Here is a 20,633-nt window from a genome sequence, read left to right as displayed (position 1 = left end):
ATCGGTTTGGCGAAAGTTTTGTAACGCACCCCGTCCCGGCCCGATTTCCCCAACGGCAGGCGCCCTGCCCTGCCCGCTGCGCCTTGTTTCATGGCACTTTCGTGACAGAGGACCGGATGAGGGGCCGCAAAGGTGAAGGGCCCCGCTCCATCGGAACGGGGCCCCTGCTCCCTGAGGACCGCCCTGAGAGAGCCGGACGGCCCGCTCAGGGATATGTGTCTTGAAGGTCCGCTCAGGCGGCGGCCTTGACCTCGTTCTCGGTCTCTTTCTCGACCGGCACGACCGCGTCATGCAGCGCACCGACTGTGGCATCCAGCGCGTCGCGCGGCACCACGAACTGCACGTCGACCGAGCGCGTCGTCTGGTGCACGGCCAGCACGTCGATGCCTGCCGTCTCCAGCGCGTCCAGACCACGGGTCAGAACCTTCAGCCCGCGCAGGTCGCGCCCGATGATCGAGGCGATCGCCAGCGACTGCACCGACAGCTCGGCCGAGGGGTAGATCTCGGCCAGGTCGCGTTCCACCCGGCGCATCGCTTTGAGCGAGGCGTCGACGTAGTGGGTGATCGTGTTGGCGTTCGAGGTCTTGGACACGATCCGCACCTTGTGGCGCTTGAGCACCTCCAGCGTGGCCGCGTCGTAGCCCTTCACCCCCACCATGTCCTGCTCGAAGAGTTCGAGCGCATAGACCGGCAGGCCGCAGACGATCTCAGCCGCGGGCGTGTCCGCCTTCTGGTCGTCGATCAGCGTGCCCGGGTCCTCCGGCTCGAAGGCGTTGGTCACGCGCAGCGGCACCTCGGCCTGACGCAGTGTCTTGGCCGCCTTGGGGTGGATCGCCTCCATCCCCATATTCGACAGCTGGTCCGCCACGTCGTAGTTGGTATGGCCCAGCTTGCGCACATGGCCGCCCACGAGGTTCGGGTCCGCCGAGGAGAGGTGGAACTCCTTGTGGATGATCGCCTCGCGCGCCTTGGTCTGGGCAGCGATGCGGCTGAAGGTGACCTCGGAATAGCCGCGGTCGTATTCCTTCATCAGCCCCTCGGTACACTGGGCATAGCCGGTGACGATGGGCATCTCCTTTGAGGTATCCACCCCGTCGAGCGCCGTGGCGATGCGTTCCTCCAGCGTCAACTCGCGCTCATCGCGCCAGCCAGAGAGGTCCACGAACCGCGCGTCGACACTGTGACGGCGCAGCAGCAGCGTGGTGACGAAGGCCGAATGGCTCTCCCCCAGACCCGACAGCAGCTCGCGGATCAGGGCCATGTGTTCCGACAGGCGGAAGTGCCCGTAGGAGCAGAGGCGCTGCAGGTCGATGAGGCAGTTGCGCGCCCCTTCGATCCGGTCGCGGACGAAATCATCGGCATCCGACAGGTCGGCGGGATGGGTCAGGATCTCGCGGTGCGCGGCGTTCATGGCCTCGGTGACGCGGTTGAGCGCGTCCATCCAGCCATGATCGTTCTCGGCGTTCGAGAACAGAGCATAGACCCCGGGCTCGCCGGTCTTCTTGTGCTCGAGCAGCAGGTTCGTGATGCCCCCGAAGGCGGAGACGACGAAGATGCGCTCGTAAAGGTCGGCGCCCTCCCGGCCCCCGATGAAGAGGCTGTCCACGAGTTCGTTGACCCGGGACATGGAGGTGCCACCGATTTTTTCGACGGTATGCTGTGCGTGTGTCACTGTCGTTCCGCCGGGGCTTTCCCCCGGCGGCCTTCCATTGGTCCGTTTCGTGATGAAGCCGTTCCGGATGGGATCAGGCGACTTCCTCGACCGCCGGCGCGTAGGAGCCATCGGCCTGATGGACCTCGGTGCCGGTCACGGGCGGGTTGAAGCAGCAGGCCATGACGAGTTCTTCCTCGGCCCGCAGCACGTGCTTGTCGTGCTCGTTCAGCGCGTACATGACGCCGGGCTTGATCTCGTGGGTCTCGCCGGAGGCAAGGTCGGTGATCGAGCCCTTGCCCTGCATGCAATAGACGCTCTCGAAGTGGTTCTTGTAGTGGAACGTGTGCTCCGACCCCGCTTCGAGGAAGGTGATGTGGAACGAGAAGCCCATGCCGTCGTCGGCCAGCAGCATGCGGACCGAGGTCCACTTGGCGTCCGACACGACGCGGTTTTTCTCTTCGGCAGTGATCTTGTTGAAGTCGCGAACGATCATGGTTTGGTTACTCCGCAGCAATCTTGTGTTTGGTCTGGATGGCGGCCGCCTGCAGGAGGATCTTCAGACCCTCCCGGAAGGTGTCCACCGGCGTGGTCAGCGGCGCGAGGACCTTGACGACCTCGTCATGGGCGCCCGAGGTCTCGATGATGAGACCACGGCGGAACGCTTCGGCACAGATGTCGCCTGCCAGCTCGCCCGAGCCGACGTCGACGCCCATCATCATGCCACGGCCCTTGACCTTGGAGCCAGGGATCTCCTTGGCCAGCTCGTGCATGGCCTCGGACAGGATTGCCGCCTTGGTTTGAATGTCCTTCTGGAAGGTGTCGTCCTTCCAGAACTTCTCCAGCGCGACGCGGGCGGTCACGAAGGCATGGGTGTTGCCCCGGAAGGTGCCGTTGTGCTCGGCCGGCTTCCAGATGTCATGCTCCGGCTTCACCAGCAGCGCGGCAAAGGGCAGGCCCATGCCGGACAGCGATTTCGCCATCGGGATCAGGTCCGGCTCCACGTCCATCTCCTCGAAGGAGAAGAAGGTGCCGGTCCGGCCCACGCCGGCCTGGATGTCGTCGAGGATCAGCAGCGCGCCATGCTTCTTGGCCAGCTTCGCCACGCCCTCGATGAATTCCTTGGAGGCGGCGTTCAGGCCACCCTCGCCCTGCACCGGCTCCATCAGGAAGGCGGCGGGGGCGTCGATGCCGGAAGACGGGTTCTCAAGCATCTGCTCGATGAGCGAGAGCGAGTCCACCTCGTCGCCGAAGGCGCCCTCGTAGGGCATCCGGGTCACGCCGGACAGGTCCATGCCCGCGCCACCGCGCTTGCCGGCATTGGCCGTCGCGGCGAGCGCGCCCAGCGTCATGCCGTGGAAGCCGTTGGTGAAGGCGATCACGTTGGTGCGGCCAGTCACCTTGCGGGCCAGCTTCATGGCGGCCTCGACAGCGTTGGTGCCGGTCGGGCCCACCATCATGATCTTGTGGTCCATGCCGCGCGGCTTCAGGATCACGTTCTCGAAGGTCTCGAGGAACGCGGCCTTGGTCTGCGTGTACATGTCCAGGCCATGGGCGATGCCGTCGTTGCTGATATGCTCGATCAGCGCGGCCTTCATGTCCGGGTCATTGTGGCCGTAGTTCAGCGAGGAACAGCCGGCCAGGAAATCAATGTAGGTGTTGCCCGCGGCATCCGTCATCTCCGACCCGCTGGCCGAGGTGAAGACGGTGTCGAAGCTGCGGCAGTAGGAGCGCGCCTCGGACTCGCGTCGGGCAAATACTTTTTTCTCAACTGACATGTCAGTTGTCATGGGATCTCTCCGGTTCTCTCAGGGATTTGGGGACGGCGGGCAGCCGGGCCTCAGCCTCAGGCCGCCTCACGCAAGGCGGTCAGGCCGCCTGCTGGTCCGCGACAGCCATGTCGATCGTGACCATGTGTTCGGTCGCGTGTTGGCCGTCGAAGTGATCGTCCCGCTTGAAATGGGGTTCATCGTCAAGCTCCGCGCCGCGCTTCTCGGCGAAACGGCGGAACAGGCCCCAGCTCGCGTCATTGTCGGCAGTGATCGTTGTCTGCATCTTGGTAACGCCGTCGCAGGCATCCCGTTCCATCAGAGCGTTCAACATCCGACCGCCGAGGCCGTGGCCGCGGGCCTTTTCGGAGACGGCAACCTGCCAGACGAACACCGTGTCCGGCGCATCCGGCTTCACGTAGCCCGAGATCCAGCCCACGATGTCGCCGTTCAGTTCGGCCAGCACGCAGGTGTCCCGGAAATGGTCGGCCTGAATGAGGTTGCAGTACATCGAATTCTCATCGAGCGGCTTGCACTCACGCACCAGCTCCCAGATGGCCGAACCATCGGTTCCTTCAGGTTTACGCAGCACGGGCGTCTCGCCCCCGCGGATGGTCTTCAGTGTCTGCACGGCCTCATCGCCTCCGTTTTGTTTCGTGTGGCTAAATATATTTCAGCCGCGATTTATTTCAACCCTCTAAGTACTTTTGCCTCAAATGGCCATATTTGCCATATTTTTAAGGCGTACAGCGTACCACTTGCCAACATATGACACTTCGCATGGCAAAGCTTTCTTTCAGACCTCGCGCCCCGTAAAGCTTGCAAGGGCAGCGCAAGCCTGTATCCATGGCAAAAGCCTTGAAAACAGACGACACTGCCATGGATCGCACCGACATCAGCCTGATCGCCCTGCGCCGGATCCTGCGCGCGACAGAGCTTTACGGCCGGCAGCTCGCGCGCGAGGCGGGCATGACCGCCCCGCAGCTGCGCGTGCTCCAGATCGTGGCCGAGACCGGTCAGGCGACGCCCAAGACGCTCTCCACCCGCATGGGCGTGACACAGGCGACGATGACCGCGTTGATCGACAAGCTGGTGGCCCGCGGCATGGTCGAGCGGCAGCGCTCCGAGACCGACAGGCGGCAGACCAACGTGGTGCTGTCCGAGGCCGGGCGCGATGCGCTGGAGGCCGCGCCCGATCCGCTGCAACAGCGCTACGTCAAGCAGTTCGAGGCCCTCGCGGATTGGGAACAGGCGATGATCGTCGCCACGCTGGAACGGGTCGCGGGTATGCTCGATGCCGATGGGATCGACGCGGCGCCGGTGCTCGACGTGGGCGAGATCGGCAAGACGATGTAGGCCGGATGGTCCCAGTACGCAGGGCCCGGCACCCCTTTACGGAGCCTTAAGCCCGCGGGCGTAGCCTCGGTGCCGGAGGGCGACTCATGGCACAGGCACTGGCACATAGACAGTTCGGACGGCCCCCTGCAGCGCGGGGAAGGCGCCCATGGGCTTGCCCCTCTCCGGCGGCTCAGATCATGGCGCGGGCCTTATGGTGGCCATCTGCACCATCACCGTCAGCGCGCCGTCCCGGGGGCCGGGCCCATGGCCGCCTCTGACCTGCCCGCCCTGCCCGGTGCGACGCGGGCCACGTTGCCCCTCTACCCCGCCCTCGCGGCCGCGGACGAGGATACGATGCTGCAACAGTACCGCATGGTGCTGGACCTCTCCCCGACACCGCTGCTGCTGTGCCGCCCCGATGGGGTGATCGCCATGGCGAACGACCATTTGACGACGATGTTCCGCCACCGCCCCGGCAGCCTCGACGGGTTGCGCATCGACCTTCTGGTGCCCGAGGCCGCCCGCCAGCATCATCCCGCACAGCGGGAGGCCTTCCTGCACCGCCCGGCCAAACGCCGCATGGGTGCCGGGCGCGACCTCTTCGGCCTGACGGCGGATGGACACCTCCTGCCCGTGGAAATCGGGCTGGAACCCCTGCCCGTCGGACCGGAGACCTGGATTCTCGCCACCGTGCTGGACATCAGCGAACGCAAGAATGGCGAACGTCGGCTGCGCAGCGCGCTCGACAGTTCCGCCAGTGCGATGATGCTGATCGACGCGGCGGGGCGCATCACGCTGGTGAACTCGGCCGCCTGCACCCTCGCCGGCGCCCCCGAGGACGACTTGCTGGGCCGCAGTGTCGAAACCTTCCTGCCGCCCGCGCTGCGCAAGGCCCATGCGGTCTATCGCAAGTCCTTCGGCGCCGAGGCAGAGGCCCGCGCCATGGGGGCGAACCGCGATCTGACCTTTTGCCGCCCGGACGGGACGGAGGTGCCGGTGGAAATCGCGCTCACCCCCATCGACGGCCCCGACGGCACGCAGGTGATGGCGACCATCGTCGACATCACCGAACGCCTCGCCCACGAGGCCGCGCTGAACGATCGCAACGAGGTGCTGACCCAGCTGAACGAGGAGCTGACCCAGTTCGCCTATTCCGCCAGCCACGACCTGAAGGCGCCGCTGGCCACGATCGCCGGGCTTCTGGAACTTGCGCTCGAAGACCTCGATGCCGGCGCCGAGGAGGATGGCCGCCACGCCATCTCCGAGGCGCTTCAATCCGCACGCCGCAATGCCGCCAAGGTCGAGGCTGTCCTCGCCCTCGCCCGGACCGGTCAGCAGGCAGAGCCGCCCCGCGACGTGGCGCTTGAACCTGCCATCCGGGGCATCTGGGACGACCTGACGGGCAGCCAGTCCGATCCCCCCGTGCTGACGATCCAGTGCCTGGGCGACCCGGTGTTCCGCACCAATCCGCAGGCCCTGCTGACCGTGCTGGAGAACCTGCTCTCGAATGCCTGCCGCTTCCGCGACCCCGGCAAGCCGGACCACTGGGTGAACATTCGCCTCGACGCCGGGCCCAATGGCCTCTCCGTCGTCGTGTCCGACAACGGCCCCGGCATCGCGCCCGAGCATCGGGAGGAGGTCTTCTCCATGTTCCGCACCTTCGCGACGGAGGGCGGCCATGGGCTGGGCCTCGCGCTCGTTCACAAGCACCTGCGGCGCCTCGGCGGGACCATCCGCCTGGAAAGCAGCCCGGAAGGCACGGATTTCCACGTCTTCCTGCCGCCACCGCCCGTGCAGAAGGAGCCATCATGATCCCCGCCATCATCGTCGATGACGTTCTCGCCGATCGCTACATCGTCCGCAGGCGCCTGTCGAAGAGCGGGGCGTTTTGCCCGGTCGGAGAGGCGCAGGACGGCCAGAGCTTCCTCTCGACCTACCTGCCCCAGCCCGGCCGTTCCTCCCTGCCGGAGGGCAACGCCCCCTGCTTGCTGCTGGTCGACATCAACATGCCCGGCCTCAACGGGTTCGAGATGATCGAGGAGATGGGCCGCCGCCTGCGCGACATCCCCGCCCCGAACCCGCTGGTCGTGATGATGTTCACCTCCTCCGACAACCCCGAGGACAAGCGCCGCGCGGCAGAGCAGCCCCTGATCTGCCGCTATCTCTTGAAACCCATGACCGATGCCGCCGTTGCGCAGATCCTGCAAGATTACACCGCGCGCGGCTATGCCGGGTGACGCCGGGCCTGACGACGCACCGTGCATCCGAATGACCAGCACGGCGAAGGCGCGCGCGATCCGGCTGGGTGAAGAGCACCCGGCGCCCCCCCTCAACCGGGCGTCAGCGCATCCCGTGCTGCCAGCAACAGAGCCTCGATCTGGATCAGCCGTTCGCGCCGATCCGCCTCGGACACGGCCGCATCCGTCAGCCGGCTGGAGCGGAGCATGCGCAGCGCGCGCGTCAGCGTCTGCGCCAACCCCTCTCGGAGCGCCTCGCCCAGCGCGTCGCCGGCGGGTCGGGCCCGACCACGGGCCTCCGCGAGGGCGCGGGCCTCTGACAGGCTGAGGGTCAGCAGATCGCTCCCAAGGTCCTCCTTGCCCACGAACCGCGCACCCTCGGGCGCGTGAGAGCTGACGCCACTCACCAGCAGGCGCGGCGTCGCCGGGTCGAGTTCCTCGAGAAAGGCGCGCCCCCGGCCATCGGGCAGGAGGTCATCCGCCAGGACGAGGTCGGCGCCCGTCGCGGCCAGACAGTTCCGTGCGGCCTCCAGCGTTTCGCACTCCGAAATCTCGGCCCCCGGCAGGGCCTTTTCGACCATTCTGCGCAGCACGATACGGTCGATGCGACTGTCATCCACGACGATCACGCGCAGCGGCGGCGCCGTCCCGGCCGCGGGTCCATCCGCGGCATCCCCGGCCCCTGTCAGCGGGTCTGTCATTGGGTCCGGAACACGAAGGTCTGGTTGTCGTCCGTCAGCAGGTCATCCCAGTCCACGCTCGCCGCGGCAGCCGGGATCACCCCGTGCGCCGCCAGCGTGCGGATCAACAGGCCCTCGTCCTGACCGGCGCTCGACGCAGAAATCTCCTCGCGCAGAACCTCCCGGATGATGGAAATCATGTCGTCCTGCGGCACGGGCGCCTCGGCCCGGTCGCGCCTCTTGCGCAGGGCCTGCAGGACGATGTCCTTCACGCCCCCCCGGCTCCAGAACGGATTTCGCGATGTAGTCGAGACAACCGTTCCGGATCGCGGCCACGGCGACATCATAGCGCGCGTCGTTGGTGATCATCACGGCGGGCGCATCGGCGTTCAGCCCGCTGTCGCGCAGGATCTCCGTCGCGTCGAGGCCGTCCCCCTCGGGCAGGAGGTAGTCGATGAAGACGATGTCATAGATCCGCTCCGCCAAGGCCATGCGAAACGCGTCGAGCGTGTCCGCGGTGGTGACGGAGATCGGCAGATGCGTCTTCTCGAAGGTCCGTTCCAACGCGCGGGCATCGAACTCCGAATCGTCGAGGACGAGGATTTCTATGGGCCGGGTCGGCACACCCGGCTGGTGCAGGCGGGCAGCGATCGCAGGGGACAAGGGCCCCGGCCGATCGGAAAGCGAAGGCTGATGAGACATGCGGAAGCTCCTTCGAACCATCATTCGCTGCAGAGACTGCCCCCAATTCCATGAGTGGAGCCTTAACGCCCGCCCGGCAAATCTTTCGCCTTTAGATCAAATCCGACGCGCTTGCCCTGCCCCGTTTATGCCCCCGTTAACCCCTCGACGGCAGTCTATGCCACGGGCCCTCGCGCCGCGAAGAGCGCAGCCCGCATTCCCGTCGCACCGCGCGCCGGGGCAGGAATAGAGAAAGGAGCAAGGGAATGGTCTCCGCGTCCTCCGAACCGGGCGAAGGCCACACGGACGACCGCGGACAGGCCCCGCGGCAGGCAGACGCTCAGCTTGAGGATTTCATTTACCATGTCACCCATGACCTCCGGGCTTGCTTCCGCGCCATGAAGGTGATCCCCGACTGGATCTGCGAGGATCTGGAAAAGAGCGCGCCGGAAGCGCTGCAAATCGTGATGCCACATATCGAGATGCTGACGACGCAGGCGCGCCGGGGCGACCAGATGCTGCTCGACCTGCGGGAGTTTTCGCGCGTGGGGCGCCTGTCTGACCCGCCCGGTTTGCACGATCTTGCCCCCCTGCTGGAGGAGGCCACGGCCATGTCAGAGTTGCCCACGGGGCTGCGGACCGAATTCTGGCTGGATGCGCCGCAGGTCTATGGCCCGCGCAACGATCTGCTTCGCCTCTTCACCGCACTGATCAGCAACTGCGGCAAGCACCATGATCAGGCGGCAGGGCAGATCTGGGTGATCTCTGAGCCCGAGGGCCCGATGGTCTCTCTCCGCGTCATGGACGACGGGCCGGGCATCCCGGAGAAGTTTCGGGACCGGGTGTTCGACCTCATGACCACCCTCAAGCCACGGGACACCTGCGAAGGCAGCGGCGTCGGGCTTGCCCTTGCGCGCAAGGTGGTCACGGCGCTTGGCGGTACGATCGGACTGCGGGAGACAGGCCATGACCGCGGCACCTGCGTGGCATTCACCCTGCCCGGCAGCGCGCCGGAGGCCGCCACGGAGCAGGATCACTCTGCCCAGCAAAGGGAATGGCACGGGATCAGGCCGGGGCCGACCTATTAGAGCAGCCGAACGAACGGCACCTTAGAGCGACTTGACGGGCGGCACCGCGCCTGTCGGGTATTCGAGCCCGGCGGCAGACCGCGGCCATTCTGCCGCAATCGGGGAAGCCGTACACTCCCACGACACAGGGAACCGCCTGCCCGCTTGGCCTTCGTCCCGCTGCGCCCTATAAGAGCCGCGTCACCAGACAGAGGCCAAGATGCGCAGCGCAGACATTTCCCGAGACACCGCCGAGACGAAGATCCGCGTCCGGATCAACCTTGACGGCACAGGCTCTTACGACAACCGCACCGGGATCGGGTTCTTCGACCACATGCTGGACCAGCTGGCACGGCATTCGCTGATCGACATGGAGATCACCTGCGAGGGCGACCTGCACATCGACGATCACCACTCGGTCGAGGACACCGGCATTGCCCTCGGGCAGGCGCTGGCCAAGGCGCTTGGCGACAAGCGCGGAATCAAGCGCTATGGCGCCTGCCTGCTGCCGATGGACGACGCGCTGGTGCGCGCCGCGCTGGATCTCTCCGCGCGGCCCTACCTCGTGTGGAACGTCGACCTGCCGACGCCGAAGATCGGCACCTTCGACACCGAACTGGTGCGCGAATTCTTCCAGGCCTTCTCGACCCACGGCGGGATCACCCTGCACGTGGACCAACTGCACGGGATCAACAGCCACCACATCGCCGAGGCCGCCTTCAAGGCCGTGGCCCGCGCCCTGCGTGAGGCGGTGGAGACCGATCCGCGCAAATCCGACGCGGTGCCCTCGACCAAGGGGACGCTCTGACCCATGCTGACCGTTCTGATCGACTATGAAAGCGGCAACCTGCACTCGGCCGAGAAGGCCTTCCAGCGGATGGCGGCGGAAACCGGTGGCGGCGAGATCCTCGTCTCCTCCCGCGCCGAGGACGTGGCGCGGGCCGATCGGCTCGTGCTGCCGGGGGACGGCGCCTTTCCAGCCTGCTGCCAGGCGCTCAAGGGCCGCGAGAACCTATATGGCGCGCTGCGCGAAGCGGTCGAGCGCAAGGGCCGCCCCTTCCTCGGCATCTGCGTCGGCATGCAGCTGATGGCAGAGCTGGGCCGTGAATACGCGACGACCGCCGGCCTTGGCTGGATCGGCGGCGAAGTGGTAAAGATCACGCCCGCCGACCCCGCGCTGAAGGTGCCGCACATGGGCTGGAACGACCTGATCGTGGACAAGCCGCACCCGGTTCTGGCCGGCATCGAGACCGGCCAGCACGCCTATTTCGTGCACTCCTACCAGATGCGCGTGCGCCGCGAGGAAGAGCTTCTGGCCCACGTGGATTACGGCGGGGACGTCACGGCCATCGTGGCGCGCGACAACATGGTGGGCACCCAGTTCCACCCGGAGAAAAGCCAGGCGACGGGCCTGCGCCTGATCGCCAACTTCCTGAAATGGAACCCGTGAGCGACCGTGGCTAAGGCCTGACTGGCTTAGAGCAGACAGATAAGGGCGCCCGCAGGCGCCCTTTTTCATGCCCCGCCCCGCAGGCCGGGTGAAGAACGTCCGGGCCTATTTCACCCGCGTCCAGGTCTGCTTCTTGCAGATCGGCCCCACGCAGCCCGAGACCGCCAGCGTATCGCCGCTCAGCATCATCTTGGAGCGGTAGACCTTGTCGGTCGACGGCTGCCAGATCTTGCCGTTGCCATAGGCCCCGCCCCCCTTGGCCACCATATCCCAGACCAGCTTGCGGCCCAGATTGTCGCTCTTGTACTCGCCGCCGGACCGGAACGTGCGGGCAATGGTCCCGCAGATTTCCGCGCCGCAGGGCGCGATCTGCACGATGGCATAGGCCCCGTCATCGACCTGCGTCTGCCACATCCCCTCCACCGGATCGGCCAGGGCACCACCGGCCGTCAGCACCAGCGCCGCCAGTGCGGTTTTCATGTATCTCATGCGCTCCTCCCTTGCATGTGCCGCGATCCTGCCGCGAGGCCCCGGGACCGCGCAAGCCTTGCGAGGGCCGCGTTGCAAATCCCGTCACGTCATGCGAAACCGCCCGCGCGGCCGGAAGGGCCCGCTGGCCAGAAGAAAGGGATGCAGATGATCCTCTACCCCGCGATCGACCTGAAGGACGGCAATGCCGTGCGGCTCTACAAGGGCGACATGGAGAAGGCGACCGTCTTCAACGACGATCCCGCGGCCCAGGCCCGGGCCTTTGTCGAGGCGGGCTGCGAGTGGCTGCACCTCGTGGACCTGAACGGCGCCTTTGCCGGTGAGCCCGTGAACGCCGCCCCGGTCGAGGCGATCCTGCGCGAGTGCAAGGTGCCCGCACAGCTGGGCGGTGGCATCCGCGACATGAAGACCATCGAGACCTGGCTGGACAAGGGTCTCGCCCGCGTGATCCTCGGGACCGTGGCAGTGGAAAACCCCGCGCTGGTGCGCGAGGCAGCCGCGGCCTTCCCCGGCAAGGTGGCCGTCGGCATCGACGCCCGCAATGGCCGGGTCGCGACCCGGGGCTGGGCGGAAGAGACCGACGTCATGGTGACCGACCTCGCCAAGAGCTTCGAGGACGCAGGCGTCGCGGCGATCATCTACACCGACATCAACCGGGACGGCGCGATGCAGGGCCCCAACGTCGAGGCGACGGCTGCGCTTGCCAACGCGGTCTCGATCCCGGTCATCGCCTCGGGCGGTGTGTCCTCCATCGCGGACCTGCAGGCGCTGAAGGACTGCGGCGCGGCGCTGAACGGGGCAATCTCGGGCCGGGCCCTCTATGATGGGGCCATCGACCTCGCCGAGGCGCTTGCCGTCCTGAAGGGCTGAGCCCCGAACAGACGCACAGCAGAGCAAACCCATAAAGGCGCCCAAGCTGGGCGCCTTTGTCGTTCAGGGCTATGGGCAGAGAGTTTGCAAACAACCCCTCGGCGGTTTGCAAACATCCCTCAAGCGGCTTCGCGGGCGATGGCCACGAGGGCGCTTTCCATCTGGGCCGCGCAGAGTTCCGGATCGGCGCGGTAGTTGTCCTCGGCGATCTCGCCGTAGCGCAGCCAGACCTCCCCGGTCTCGTCCTCGTAGACCAGCACGCGCAGCGGCACCTTGTCCTTGGCACCGGGGGGCACGAAGATCAGCAGTTGAGCCCGGGCAAGGGACTGGGCGCCCCAGACGGCCCCTTCCTCGTGATCGACGCGGGCCGAGAGCGGCACGCCGACCTCGCGCAGGATGTCTTCGAGCAAATCGGTCGTGGCCGTGACGCTCCGGTCCGACCTCACGCGTTCGAGGGCGGACAATTCTGGGTTGGCCATGACGGCCAGGAGGGAGCTTGCCAGTATCTGTTTCATGACGTGTCTCCTTTGCGCACCAACACGTTGAGACGCGCCTCGGTTCCCGTGGGAGCCCTGCGTGGCAAGGCTCCGCCGATGGTGAGGCCGGTCTCTGCGCAGATGCCGGGACCATTGCAGGGGCCGTGCAGCATACGGGTTCTCGATGCCTGCCACCCTGCGTCACCGCGGCGTCTTGCGCCAAAACGCCCCCTCGCCGACCCTCTGCCCGACACCGTCCGAGGAGGCCGCCCATGTCGTCCCTGCCCTGCACCGCCCTGCGCAACGTCGCGGTGGAGCCGCTGCCCGCCCGAAGCCACCTCTGGTCCCATGTGCGCCCCGGCGATTTCATCGACGGCTACGCGGTGACCAGCGCCCTGCCGCTGGATCAGGCCCTTGCCACCGCCCTTGCCATGCCCGGCTGGGCCCGGCGCCTGCTGGCGCTGCGCAACACGCTGATGCGCCCCTTCGGCCTGCGCCGGGCCGCGCCGGACGCCGAGGGCCGCCTGCCCTTCCCCATCACCTACCGCGGCGGCGACGACACCGCGGGAGAGATCCTGCTGGGCTTCGATGACAGCCACCTCAACTTTCGCATTGCCCTGCTGCGCGAGGGAGAGCGGCTTCACATGGCGACATGGGTGCAACGCAACAACCTGCTGGGGCGGCTCTATCTTGCGGCAGTGATGCCGTTTCACAGGCTGATCGTGCGCGATGCGCTTGCCCGCGTTGCCGCCACCCGCTGAGGTGATTGCCCTTCCTGCGGCAAGGGCCTAGAGAGAGGCAACGCGACGAAGGACGACCATGCTCAAAACCCGGATCATTCCCTGCCTCGACGTGGCCGATGGCCGCGTGGTGAAAGGCGTGAACTTCGTGGACCTGCGCGATGCGGGCGACCCCGTGGATGCTGCCAAGGCCTATGACGCCGCGGGTGCAGACGAGATCTGCTTCCTCGACATCCACGCCACCCACGAAAACCGCGGCACCATGTTCGACGTGGTCACCCGCACCGCCGAAAGCTGCTATGTGCCGCTGACCGTGGGCGGCGGCGTGCGGACCGTGCAGGACGTGCGCAACCTGCTGCTGGCCGGCGCCGACAAGGTCAGCTTCAACTCTGCCGCCGTGGCGAACCCGAATGTCGTGGCCGAGGCCGCCGATCACTTCGGCGCACAGTGCATCGTGGTGGCGATCGACGCCAAGACCGTGGCGCCGGGCCGGTGGGAGATCTTCACCCACGGCGGCCGCAAGCCCACGGGCATCAACGCCGTCGAATTCGCCCGCACCGTGGCCGAGAAGGGCGCGGGAGAGATCCTGCTGACCTCGATGGACCGCGACGGCACCCGCGCGGGCTTCAACATTCCGCTGACGCGCGCGATTTCCGATGCGGTCTCGATCCCGGTCATCGCCTCGGGCGGCGTCGGCAACCTCGACCACCTCGTCGAGGGGATCACCGAGGGCCACGCCTCTGCCGTTCTGGCGGCCTCGATCTTCCACTTCGGCGATTACACCATTGCCGAGGCCAAGGCCCACATGGCCGCGGCGGGCATCCCCGTGAGGCAGACATGAGCGTTCTGGACGAGCTTTTCGCCACCATCGAAAGCCGCAAGGGCGCGGACCCGGACACCTCCTGGACCGCCAAGCTCTTTGCCAAGGGCCCCGAGAAATGCGCCGAGAAGTTCGGCGAAGAGGCCATCGAGGCGATCATCGAGGCGACCAGGGGCGACAAGGCCCGGCTGACCAGCGAGGCGGCGGACGTGCTCTATCACCTGCTGGTGATGCTGGCCGCGCGCGACGTGACGCTGGACGATGTCTATGGCGAGTTGGCGCGGCGCGAGGGCACCTCGGGCATCGCGGAGAAGGCGGCCCGCCCGAAGGGCTGAACCGCCCCTGCCCCTGCCCCCGGGCCGGTACAGGACGGCGCAGGCGCAGACGTGCGGCGTCAGAGTTTCGAGGAAATCACGCCCGTCGCGAAGCCGCCAAGGCGCAGCTCGCCAAAGAGCCGCTGGTACTCGATCTTGGGGCAGCGGTTCATGATCACCGCCTTGCCCGCCGCCCGGGCCAGGGCCGCGGCCTCGGCATTTTCGACCCCGATCTGCATCCAGACGGTCTTGAGCCCCGGCAGCGCCTCCAGCGCCTCCTCGACGATGGGCAGCACATGTTCCGACCGGCGAAAGATGTCGATCATGTCCACGGGCTCGTCGATCTCCGCAATCGACGCGCGGATGCGTTCCCCGAAGATCTCGGTCCCCGCATGGCCGGGGTTCACCGGGATCACCTTGAACCCCTTCAGCTTCAGATAGCGCGCCACGTAATAGCTGGGCCGCACCGCATTGGTTGACACGCCGACGACGGCAACCGTCTTCGTCGTGGTCAGAATCGTCTTCAGCTCTGCGTCGGAATAGGTCTCGCTCATTTCGCCACGCTATCCCCCTGCCCGCCAGCTGGGAAGCGCAAAGCCTGCAGCCCCGCCCACAACATTGGCGCGGACCGTCCAAGCGGCTGACGTGGCAGGGGTTTCTGGCGGGTCCGTGATGGCGGACAAAAAAAGGCCCGGGGTCGATACCCCGGGCACAGTCACGGAACGAGGGACAGTGAAAGGAAACGCTGGGGTTCCGCACCAACGTCTCGCGATGTTACATATGGGGCACATGCGCCGAGAAAAGGGGCGCTCATGGAAACGTGAACGGGATGTAACGGTTGACGGGGGCGTCCGGGGTCGTCCGCCCGGTTGGGCCGACGGTTGTCGCATTGCGCCTGAGCGCCCGGCCTGATGATCGGCCAAACCGCCTGCCCTGCCGTCCCGCCTGCGACGCGATCATCGGGCGTCACCCGGCCTGCCTTGTCGCGAGCGGGCGCGATTTCATGAGAGAGGCGCCCGGCCTGCATACCGAGCCGGAGCCCCTACTGCGGTCGCAAATCTGGCCTTATCGCGCCCCGACGTCCGGGGCATCAACGTCCCTCGGGCTGCCTCAGCCCTTGGCCGCGTAGAGCGCCACCGCCGCCGCGTTGGAGACGTTGAGCGACCCGAAGCTGCCAGCGAATTCGATCTTTACCAGCGCATCGCAGGTTTCGCGCGTCTTCTGGCGCAGGCCCGGGCCTTCGGCCCCCAGCACCAGCGCCACGGGGCGGTCGCGATGGCCCTCGACGGCCTGTTCGATGGTCTGCTCCGCCTCGCCGTCCAGACCCAGCAGGAGGTAGCCCATCTTGCGCAGTTCCTCCATCGCGTCGGAGAGGTTGCGCACCCGCAGGTAGGGCTGGCGTTCCAGGGCGCCGCTGGCGGTCTTGGCCAGGGCGCCGGTCTCGGGCGCGGAATGATGGCGCGGGGCCACGACGGCCACGGCGCCGAAGACCTCGGCCGAGCGCAGGATCGCGCCCACGTTGTGCGGATCGGTCACCCGGTCCAGCATCACCACGCGCGGCGGGCGCTGACCGTCGCCCAGGCAGCGGTCCGTCAGCGAGCCCCAGTCGAGCGGCTTGACCTCCAGCGCGGCCCCCTGGTGAACGGACTGCGGATCGATGGGCGCGGTGAACTTGCGCGGGTCGACGACCTCGGGCTCGATCCCGCCCTTGGCGATCGCCTCGGCCAGCTTGTCGGCCGCGTTCTTGGTGACCATCAGGCGCAGTTTCTCGCGGGCGGGGTTCTCGAGCGCATCGCGCACCGCATGCAGGCCGAACAGCCAGACGGTTTCTGCCGCGGCGGCCTTGCGGCCCTGCTCCTTCTCGATGACCCACTTGGGCTTTTTCATCGCGCCGATCTTTCCTGTTCCGGGCGGTTTCCGCGCCCTCTGCACCGTCTCATGTCTGTGACATTGCCCGCCCGCAGGCGCAAGTCGCTTGCCGTTAGGACCGGCACCGAAAAAGTCGGGATTTTCCTGTTGACGCCCCCCGACCGCGCTTGTAATCACCCCCTCACATCAGCGGCACGCTACGGCGGCTGACGGATGTGGGCGACGAGCTGCAAGGTGCGGCAGCGGACTGTAACTCCGCCGGGGAGACCCATGCCTGGTTCGATTCCAGGGTCGCCCACCACTTCCCCCGAAAAATCGTTACAAGTCAGCGCATGAGCGCCCCGCGCATCGGGCCGATCTGCCTATTATAGATCAATGACTTACAGGCAGAGTGTCCCGCAGTTGAGCGGCTCGGAATCACCGTGCCTGCCAGGCTGGCACCTTCACATGATCCGTCGCGTGGCAGCGCCCCCCCCGGCCCAGCCTCTAGTGTCTCGGCATAACCGTGAGATGCCGGGTGCATCCAGAGGGACCAAAGCCAGTGCGGATCGCTGGGCTAGCGGAGAGGCTGGAAACTAACCCGGCGAACGGTGCAGCCAGCACACAGGAGTGCTCAGTCATTCAGGCCGGCACCCACGACGATCACTGTCGGGATGCAGGCCCAGGTCGTGTGACGGAGATGGCGTCCACGAGGATAGGGACAAGATGCTGGCACCCGTCTCCCACTATCAGGCTTAGGCTCAGGGCTCATACCCAGAACAGCACGATAGCGGCCAACGCGACCGTCATGTTCTGGCTATGCGTCCTGCCCCTCCTAGAAGTAGAAGTCCGAACCCGAATAGGCCAAACCGAAACCGATCTCGGACACCGATATACCCTCCAGCAGGATAGAGATGGTCCCGTAGACGATCTTGGCGTTGCCGCCGTCGTCGACCAGGTGGTTGGCCAGCATATCGGCAAAATCGACAACGTTGGGCACGACGCGCAGATCAATCTTTTCCCGGTTATCCGCGTCGAAATCGGTGATCACCACGGTATCGGAATCGGACACGAAGGTGAAAGTGTCATAGCCTCCGCCACCGGTCGCAGTGTGGATCCCCTGGTCAAAATGGAATCTGTCGTTTCCGCCGTCGCCGAAAAGGATATCCGCCCCGACTACGGCAAAGAGGACGTCCGCGCCGTTGCCCCCATAGAGCGTGTCGTTGCCGTCGGACCCCGCCATAAGGTCATTGCCCGACCCCCCGTAGAGGATATCGTCGCCACCTTCACCGTACATGGTATCCGCATTGCCGCCGCCTTCCAACTGGTCCGCCTGATCCCCTCCAAACATCCGATCATTGCCCGAACCGCCTTTGATGGTGTCCTTTCCCGCGAGACCATAGAAATCATCGGCACCATTGTTGCCCATCATAAGGTCACCGCCATCGCTTCCCCACAGCGTGTCGTTGCCGCGCCCCCCGAACATGACGTCGCTGCCGTTCTGACCGTAGAGTTCGTCACTACCGCCGCCCCCGTAGAGCGTATCGTTGCCATCGCCGCCGAACAGCGTGTCATGACCGCTATCGCCATCGAGCAGATCGGCCCCTTGGCCACCGATCAGCCGGTCGCCACCGCCACCACCGGAGAGCGTGTCGTTGCCGCCGTCGCCGACGAGGAGATCCTTGCCGCTGTCGCCCTGCAGGACATCGTCGCCACCACCGCCTTCCAGCACGTCGTCGCCGCCCCCGCCGATGAGGGAATCGTTGTCGCTACCCCCGAGGAGGGAATCCTCGCCATTCGCCCCCACCAGCGTGTCGTCGCCGCCACCGCCCTTGAACACGGTTGCACTCGACGACCAAAGGGCGCCGCCATTGCTCTCCCATTGGGCGCTGTTGCCCGCTTCGACGTAGTCGTTCCCGTCGCCGGACTGCACCTCGGCCCGCTTGGCGTTGTCGATGTAGATCACGTCATCCCCGGCCCCGGAGCGGATGGAATATTCCTCCACGCCGGTGAAGCGCAGCCCGTAGCTAGCGGTGCCGAACCCATCGCCGTCGGGGCGGGTGTCAAGGGTGAAGGCGGTTGTTTCGGCACTCAGGTCGATGTCGAGGACATCGTCACCGTCGCCACCGTCGAAGGTTTCGGCGTCGAGCACCGTCGTCTTCTCGAGGGAGAAGTGGAACCAGTCCGCACCGGCCCCACCATAGGAGGTGTCATCCCCTTCGCTATTGTAGAAATGATCGTCGCCATCCCCACCATTGTATTCGTCATTTCCGTCGTCACCGAAAATCGTGTCGTCGCCGGCCAATCCGTTGATCGTGTCATCACCGACAGTGCCGTTGAGCGTCTCGCTGTCAGTCGTTCCATCAATGATTGCCATGCCACGTCCCCCGTTGGCGAAAAGTTCTGGTCATAAAAACATGGACTTTTCATCGCTTCAACGGCTCTCAACCCCGAGTTGTCGAATGGCCCACCCGAGACCGGACGAGCCAGAGATCAGGCCCTATGACCTGCCCCCTGCTCGTCCCTCAACTCCAACGAGGTTCCCATTGGAGGACACCAAGCGCGGAAACGTCCTTCCCGCCCCAATCAGCCCCCCCGTTTCAACCCGATAGAATGCGAACACCAAACCGGCTACGATGGTCTGTCGATTTTGGCACGGTAGCAGGAGGCTATCAATGACACTTACATTTATTGGAATTGATTCTGACGGATTCGACGTTGCGGCAAGCGGCGACATGGTGGTGGTGATCGAGACCGGACGTTTGTCGAATTCGGGCTTCGCAGACGCCTTCGACTTTCAAGCGCTGTCCAACGTGAATCTCGTCGTACAGGGCTCGATCTTTAGTGAGGACGCCGACGGCGTCAGCTCGGACAGCGGATCGAGCGGCCATAAGATCACAGTCGACGCAGGTGGGTCGATCATTGCCGGCAGCGACGGGATCGAATTGTTCGGTGCCGATCACAAGATCGCAAACGCCGGGTTCATCCGGGGGGTGTCAGACGCGGGGGTCCAGATCATAGGCGACGCCGCGTCCGTGACGAACACCGGGCAGATATTCGGGGCGCGTGGGATCGTGATCGACGGTCAGGGCGGATACGTGTCCAATGCGGGCATCATCCAGACCGATGGCAGCACCGGGACCGTCGGCATCGACGCGGCCGGAACTGCGACAATCGTGAACTCCGGAACGGTCTCAGCGACCAGGACCGGGGTCCGCTTCTCCGGAGACGACAATACATTGATCAACACCGGGCTGATCACCGGCGGCAACCTCGTCGCCGTGCAAGGGTCGTTCGGGGCCGACACGATCCTCAACTCCGGCGAGATTGTCGGGGACGTCACCCTCGACGAGGGCAACGACGTATTCGACGGGCGCGGCGGCATCGTGCAAGGCACAGTGTTTGGCGGGGCGGGCGACGACACCTTCATCGTCGATGATTCAGCGATGTCGCTGTCCGAACTGGACGACGAAGGTCTGGACACGGTGCAGAGCGTCGTCAGTTTCACTCTTAGCGACAACATAGAGAACCTGACGCTTCTGGGATCCGAGGATATCGACGGCGGCGGGAACAAGTCCAAGAACCTCCTGATTGGCAACGCCGGCGACAACATGCTTTCGGGCGACGGCAGCGTCGACACGATCGACGGCGGGCTGGGCCAGGACACGCTCGATGGCGGGCGCGGCAATGACAAGCTGAACGGCGACGCCGGCGACGACGTGCTGATGGGCCGGGTCGGATCGGACACGCTCAATGGCGGGGACGGCGACGACCTCCTGCAAGGCGGGCGTGGCTCGGACACGCTGAAAGGCGATGATGGAAACGACACCCTGAACGGCGGGTTGGGCACGGATGAGATGACGGGTGGCGAAGGACTTGACGTCTTCGTCTTCAACCGGGCGGCTGTCAGCACAAATGCAACCCCCGACCAGATCCTGGACTTCACAGTGGGCGAGGATCTTCTGAACCTGTCCGGCGTGATTGATGGCACCTTCGACATCGTCCTGCTGGGGAGCTTCCCGGGAACTGGCCCGTCGATCCGCACCTCCGAACAAGCTGCTGGCAACACCATCGTGCGCGTCGATATTGACGGCGACGGCGCCAGCGACATGCGGATTGATCTTCTAGGCACCGTTGGCCTGACCGAAGCAGATTTCCTGCTCTGATCGCGTGGCGCGCGCGGATACTGCATCCGCGCGCGCC

Annotated in this window: 22 protein-coding genes, 1 tRNA gene and 1 pseudogene; 12 read left to right on the top strand and 12 right to left on the bottom strand. The window is 65.8% G+C overall.

What is annotated here, in order from left to right; all coding sequences use genetic code 11:
* Positions 1-232: 232 nt before the first annotated feature.
* From LCM32_RS04705 to ectA, 4 genes are all read right to left on the bottom strand, one after another.
* A complete protein-coding gene (locus LCM32_RS04705) occupies positions 233-1,672 on the bottom strand; it encodes an aspartate kinase (RefSeq protein ID WP_224819916.1) in 1,440 nt (479 codons plus the stop codon).
* Positions 1,673-1,745: 73 nt separating this feature from the next.
* On the bottom strand, positions 1,746-2,147 hold the full coding sequence (locus LCM32_RS04700) for an ectoine synthase (RefSeq protein WP_224819915.1): 402 nt from the start codon (positions 2,145-2,147) through the stop codon (positions 1,746-1,748).
* A gap of 7 nt (positions 2,148-2,154) precedes the next feature.
* Complete coding sequence (gene ectB, locus LCM32_RS04695; RefSeq protein WP_412070663.1) at positions 2,155-3,441, bottom strand: diaminobutyrate--2-oxoglutarate transaminase; 1,287 nt, start codon at positions 3,439-3,441, stop codon at positions 2,155-2,157.
* A 79-nt stretch (positions 3,442-3,520) separates the two neighbouring features.
* On the bottom strand, positions 3,521-4,051 hold the full coding sequence (ectA, locus tag LCM32_RS04690; RefSeq protein ID WP_412070662.1) for a diaminobutyrate acetyltransferase: 531 nt from the start codon (positions 4,049-4,051) through the stop codon (positions 3,521-3,523).
* 248 nt (positions 4,052-4,299) lie between these two features.
* Between ectA and LCM32_RS04685 the strand changes: the two genes are divergently transcribed.
* The 3 genes from LCM32_RS04685 to LCM32_RS04675 all read left to right on the top strand — a co-directional run bounded on the left by LCM32_RS04685 (position 4,300) and on the right by LCM32_RS04675 (position 6,995).
* Entirely contained in the window at positions 4,300-4,776 is a 477-nt protein-coding gene (locus tag LCM32_RS04685) for a MarR family winged helix-turn-helix transcriptional regulator (RefSeq protein ID WP_224819913.1), read from the top strand.
* 246 nt (positions 4,777-5,022) lie between these two features.
* The gene (locus tag LCM32_RS04680) at positions 5,023-6,570 is read left to right on the top strand and encodes a sensor histidine kinase (protein WP_224819912.1); all 1,548 of its coding nucleotides are present in this window, start codon (positions 5,023-5,025) and stop codon (positions 6,568-6,570) included.
* Positions 6,567-6,995, top strand: a complete 429-nt coding sequence (locus LCM32_RS04675) for a response regulator (RefSeq protein WP_224819911.1) — start codon at positions 6,567-6,569, stop codon at positions 6,993-6,995. Before LCM32_RS04680 ends, LCM32_RS04675 begins: the two co-directional genes overlap by 4 nt.
* 92 nt (positions 6,996-7,087) lie before the next feature.
* Here the strand turns inward: LCM32_RS04675 and LCM32_RS04670 are convergent, their stop codons facing one another.
* The 3 genes and pseudogenes from LCM32_RS04670 to LCM32_RS22140 all read right to left on the bottom strand — a co-directional run.
* Positions 7,088-7,696 (bottom strand): response regulator, encoded by a 609-nt coding sequence (locus tag LCM32_RS04670; RefSeq protein WP_224819910.1) that lies wholly within the window; start codon positions 7,694-7,696, stop codon positions 7,088-7,090.
* Complete coding sequence (locus LCM32_RS04665; RefSeq protein ID WP_224819962.1) at positions 7,693-7,947, bottom strand: hypothetical protein; 255 nt, start codon at positions 7,945-7,947, stop codon at positions 7,693-7,695. Before LCM32_RS04665 ends, LCM32_RS04670 begins: the two co-directional genes overlap by 4 nt.
* A gap of 76 nt (positions 7,948-8,023) precedes the next feature.
* Positions 8,024-8,377, bottom strand: a pseudogene (locus LCM32_RS22140) (response regulator); the annotation flags it as partial.
* Positions 8,378-8,622: 245 nt separating this feature from the next.
* Here LCM32_RS22140 and LCM32_RS04655 point away from each other — a divergent pair.
* From LCM32_RS04655 to hisH, 3 genes are all read left to right on the top strand, one after another.
* A complete protein-coding gene (locus tag LCM32_RS04655) occupies positions 8,623-9,444 on the top strand; it encodes a sensor histidine kinase (RefSeq protein WP_224819909.1) in 822 nt (273 codons plus the stop codon).
* 199 nt (positions 9,445-9,643) lie between these two features.
* Positions 9,644-10,231: an imidazoleglycerol-phosphate dehydratase HisB gene (gene hisB / locus LCM32_RS04650; protein ID WP_224819908.1), complete on the top strand. Its 588-nt coding sequence runs from the start codon at positions 9,644-9,646 to the stop codon at positions 10,229-10,231.
* A gap of 3 nt (positions 10,232-10,234) precedes the next feature.
* Positions 10,235-10,873: an imidazole glycerol phosphate synthase subunit HisH gene (gene hisH / locus LCM32_RS04645; RefSeq protein WP_224819907.1), complete on the top strand. Its 639-nt coding sequence runs from the start codon at positions 10,235-10,237 to the stop codon at positions 10,871-10,873.
* Between the two features lie 105 nt (positions 10,874-10,978).
* On the opposite strand, the gene LCM32_RS04640 is transcribed toward hisH, so the two are convergent.
* Positions 10,979-11,353 carry a DUF2147 domain-containing protein gene (locus LCM32_RS04640; RefSeq protein WP_412070665.1) on the bottom strand — a complete coding sequence of 125 codons (375 nt, stop codon included), beginning with the start codon at positions 11,351-11,353 and terminating at the stop codon, positions 10,979-10,981.
* 156 nt (positions 11,354-11,509) lie between these two features.
* Here LCM32_RS04640 and hisA point away from each other — a divergent pair, with 156 nt between their 5' ends.
* A complete protein-coding gene (hisA, locus tag LCM32_RS04635) occupies positions 11,510-12,232 on the top strand; it encodes a 1-(5-phosphoribosyl)-5-[(5-phosphoribosylamino)methylideneamino]imidazole-4-carboxamide isomerase (protein WP_224819959.1) in 723 nt (240 codons plus the stop codon).
* Positions 12,233-12,351: 119 nt separating this feature from the next.
* Here the strand turns inward: hisA and LCM32_RS04630 are convergent, their stop codons facing one another.
* Positions 12,352-12,747, bottom strand: a complete 396-nt coding sequence (locus LCM32_RS04630; protein ID WP_224819905.1) for a hypothetical protein — start codon at positions 12,745-12,747, stop codon at positions 12,352-12,354.
* 233 nt (positions 12,748-12,980) lie between these two features.
* On the opposite strand from LCM32_RS04630, the gene LCM32_RS04625 reads away from it, so the two are divergent.
* The 3 genes from LCM32_RS04625 to LCM32_RS04615 are packed head-to-tail and all read left to right on the top strand — an operon-like array spanning position 12,981 to position 14,603.
* Positions 12,981-13,469 (top strand): DUF2867 domain-containing protein, encoded by a 489-nt coding sequence (locus LCM32_RS04625; RefSeq protein WP_224819904.1) that lies wholly within the window; start codon positions 12,981-12,983, stop codon positions 13,467-13,469.
* Positions 13,470-13,527: 58 nt separating this feature from the next.
* A complete protein-coding gene (gene hisF, locus LCM32_RS04620) occupies positions 13,528-14,289 on the top strand; it encodes an imidazole glycerol phosphate synthase subunit HisF (RefSeq protein WP_224819903.1) in 762 nt (253 codons plus the stop codon).
* On the top strand, positions 14,286-14,603 hold the full coding sequence (locus LCM32_RS04615; RefSeq protein ID WP_224819902.1) for a phosphoribosyl-ATP diphosphatase: 318 nt from the start codon (positions 14,286-14,288) through the stop codon (positions 14,601-14,603). The genes hisF and LCM32_RS04615 overlap by 4 nt, the downstream gene beginning before the upstream one ends.
* 59 nt (positions 14,604-14,662) lie before the next feature.
* Here the strand turns inward: LCM32_RS04615 and LCM32_RS04610 are convergent, their stop codons facing one another.
* Both LCM32_RS04610 and rlmB read right to left on the bottom strand, forming a co-directional pair.
* The gene (locus LCM32_RS04610) at positions 14,663-15,136 is read right to left on the bottom strand and encodes a CoA-binding protein (protein WP_224819901.1); all 474 of its coding nucleotides are present in this window, start codon (positions 15,134-15,136) and stop codon (positions 14,663-14,665) included.
* A 556-nt stretch (positions 15,137-15,692) separates the two neighbouring features.
* Entirely contained in the window at positions 15,693-16,469 is a 777-nt protein-coding gene (gene rlmB, locus LCM32_RS04605; protein WP_224819900.1) for a 23S rRNA (guanosine(2251)-2'-O)-methyltransferase RlmB, read from the bottom strand.
* Positions 16,470-16,668: 199 nt separating this feature from the next.
* Between rlmB and LCM32_RS04600 the strand changes: the two genes are divergently transcribed.
* Positions 16,669-16,752 (top strand) — tRNA-Tyr (locus LCM32_RS04600).
* A 513-nt stretch (positions 16,753-17,265) separates the two neighbouring features.
* Here the strand turns inward: LCM32_RS04600 and LCM32_RS04595 are convergent.
* Positions 17,266-18,807, bottom strand: a complete 1,542-nt coding sequence (locus LCM32_RS04595) for a calcium-binding protein (protein WP_224819899.1) — start codon at positions 18,805-18,807, stop codon at positions 17,266-17,268.
* 298 nt (positions 18,808-19,105) lie between these two features.
* Between LCM32_RS04595 and LCM32_RS04590 the strand changes: the two genes are divergently transcribed.
* Positions 19,106-20,596, top strand: coding sequence for a calcium-binding protein (locus LCM32_RS04590; protein WP_224819898.1), 1,491 nt, complete (start codon positions 19,106-19,108; stop codon positions 20,594-20,596).
* Positions 20,597-20,633 lie beyond the last annotated feature (37 nt).

Source organism: Pseudooceanicola nanhaiensis, assembly GCF_020171315.1.
GTDB classification, from domain to species: Bacteria; Pseudomonadota; Alphaproteobacteria; order Rhodobacterales; family Rhodobacteraceae; genus Pseudooceanicola; species Pseudooceanicola nanhaiensis_A.
This window is presented reverse-complemented; position numbering and strand designations above follow the sequence as displayed.

Bases quoted from the DNA above. Each gene is read 5' to 3' on its own strand.
- rlmB (WP_224819900.1), bottom strand. From the start codon at position 16,469: ATGAAAAAGCCCAAGTGGGTCATCGAGAAGGAGCAGGGCCGCAAGGCC.
- LCM32_RS04625 (WP_224819904.1), top strand. From the start codon at position 12,981: ATGTCGTCCCTGCCCTGCACCGCCCTGCGCAACGTCGCGGTGGAGCCG.
- hisH (WP_224819907.1), top strand. From the start codon at position 10,235: ATGCTGACCGTTCTGATCGACTATGAAAGCGGCAACCTGCACTCGGCC.
- LCM32_RS04675 (WP_224819911.1), top strand. From the start codon at position 6,567: ATGATCCCCGCCATCATCGTCGATGACGTTCTCGCCGATCGCTACATC.
- LCM32_RS04680 (WP_224819912.1), top strand. From the start codon at position 5,023: ATGGCCGCCTCTGACCTGCCCGCCCTGCCCGGTGCGACGCGGGCCACG.
- LCM32_RS04700 (WP_224819915.1), bottom strand. From the start codon at position 2,147: ATGATCGTTCGCGACTTCAACAAGATCACTGCCGAAGAGAAAAACCGC.
- LCM32_RS04670 (WP_224819910.1), bottom strand. From the start codon at position 7,696: ATGACAGACCCGCTGACAGGGGCCGGGGATGCCGCGGATGGACCCGCG.
- hisA (WP_224819959.1), top strand. From the start codon at position 11,510: ATGATCCTCTACCCCGCGATCGACCTGAAGGACGGCAATGCCGTGCGG.
- LCM32_RS04630 (WP_224819905.1), bottom strand. From the start codon at position 12,747: ATGAAACAGATACTGGCAAGCTCCCTCCTGGCCGTCATGGCCAACCCA.
- LCM32_RS04655 (WP_224819909.1), top strand. From the start codon at position 8,623: ATGGTCTCCGCGTCCTCCGAACCGGGCGAAGGCCACACGGACGACCGC.
- hisF (WP_224819903.1), top strand. From the start codon at position 13,528: ATGCTCAAAACCCGGATCATTCCCTGCCTCGACGTGGCCGATGGCCGC.
- hisB (WP_224819908.1), top strand. From the start codon at position 9,644: ATGCGCAGCGCAGACATTTCCCGAGACACCGCCGAGACGAAGATCCGC.
- LCM32_RS04685 (WP_224819913.1), top strand. From the start codon at position 4,300: ATGGATCGCACCGACATCAGCCTGATCGCCCTGCGCCGGATCCTGCGC.
- LCM32_RS04590 (WP_224819898.1), top strand. From the start codon at position 19,106: ATGACACTTACATTTATTGGAATTGATTCTGACGGATTCGACGTTGCG.
- LCM32_RS04595 (WP_224819899.1), bottom strand. From the start codon at position 18,807: ATGGCAATCATTGATGGAACGACTGACAGCGAGACGCTCAACGGCACT.
- LCM32_RS04610 (WP_224819901.1), bottom strand. From the start codon at position 15,136: ATGAGCGAGACCTATTCCGACGCAGAGCTGAAGACGATTCTGACCACG.
- LCM32_RS04615 (WP_224819902.1), top strand. From the start codon at position 14,286: ATGAGCGTTCTGGACGAGCTTTTCGCCACCATCGAAAGCCGCAAGGGC.
- LCM32_RS04640 (WP_412070665.1), bottom strand. From the start codon at position 11,353: ATGAAAACCGCACTGGCGGCGCTGGTGCTGACGGCCGGTGGTGCCCTG.
- ectB (WP_412070663.1), bottom strand. From the start codon at position 3,441: ATGACAACTGACATGTCAGTTGAGAAAAAAGTATTTGCCCGACGCGAG.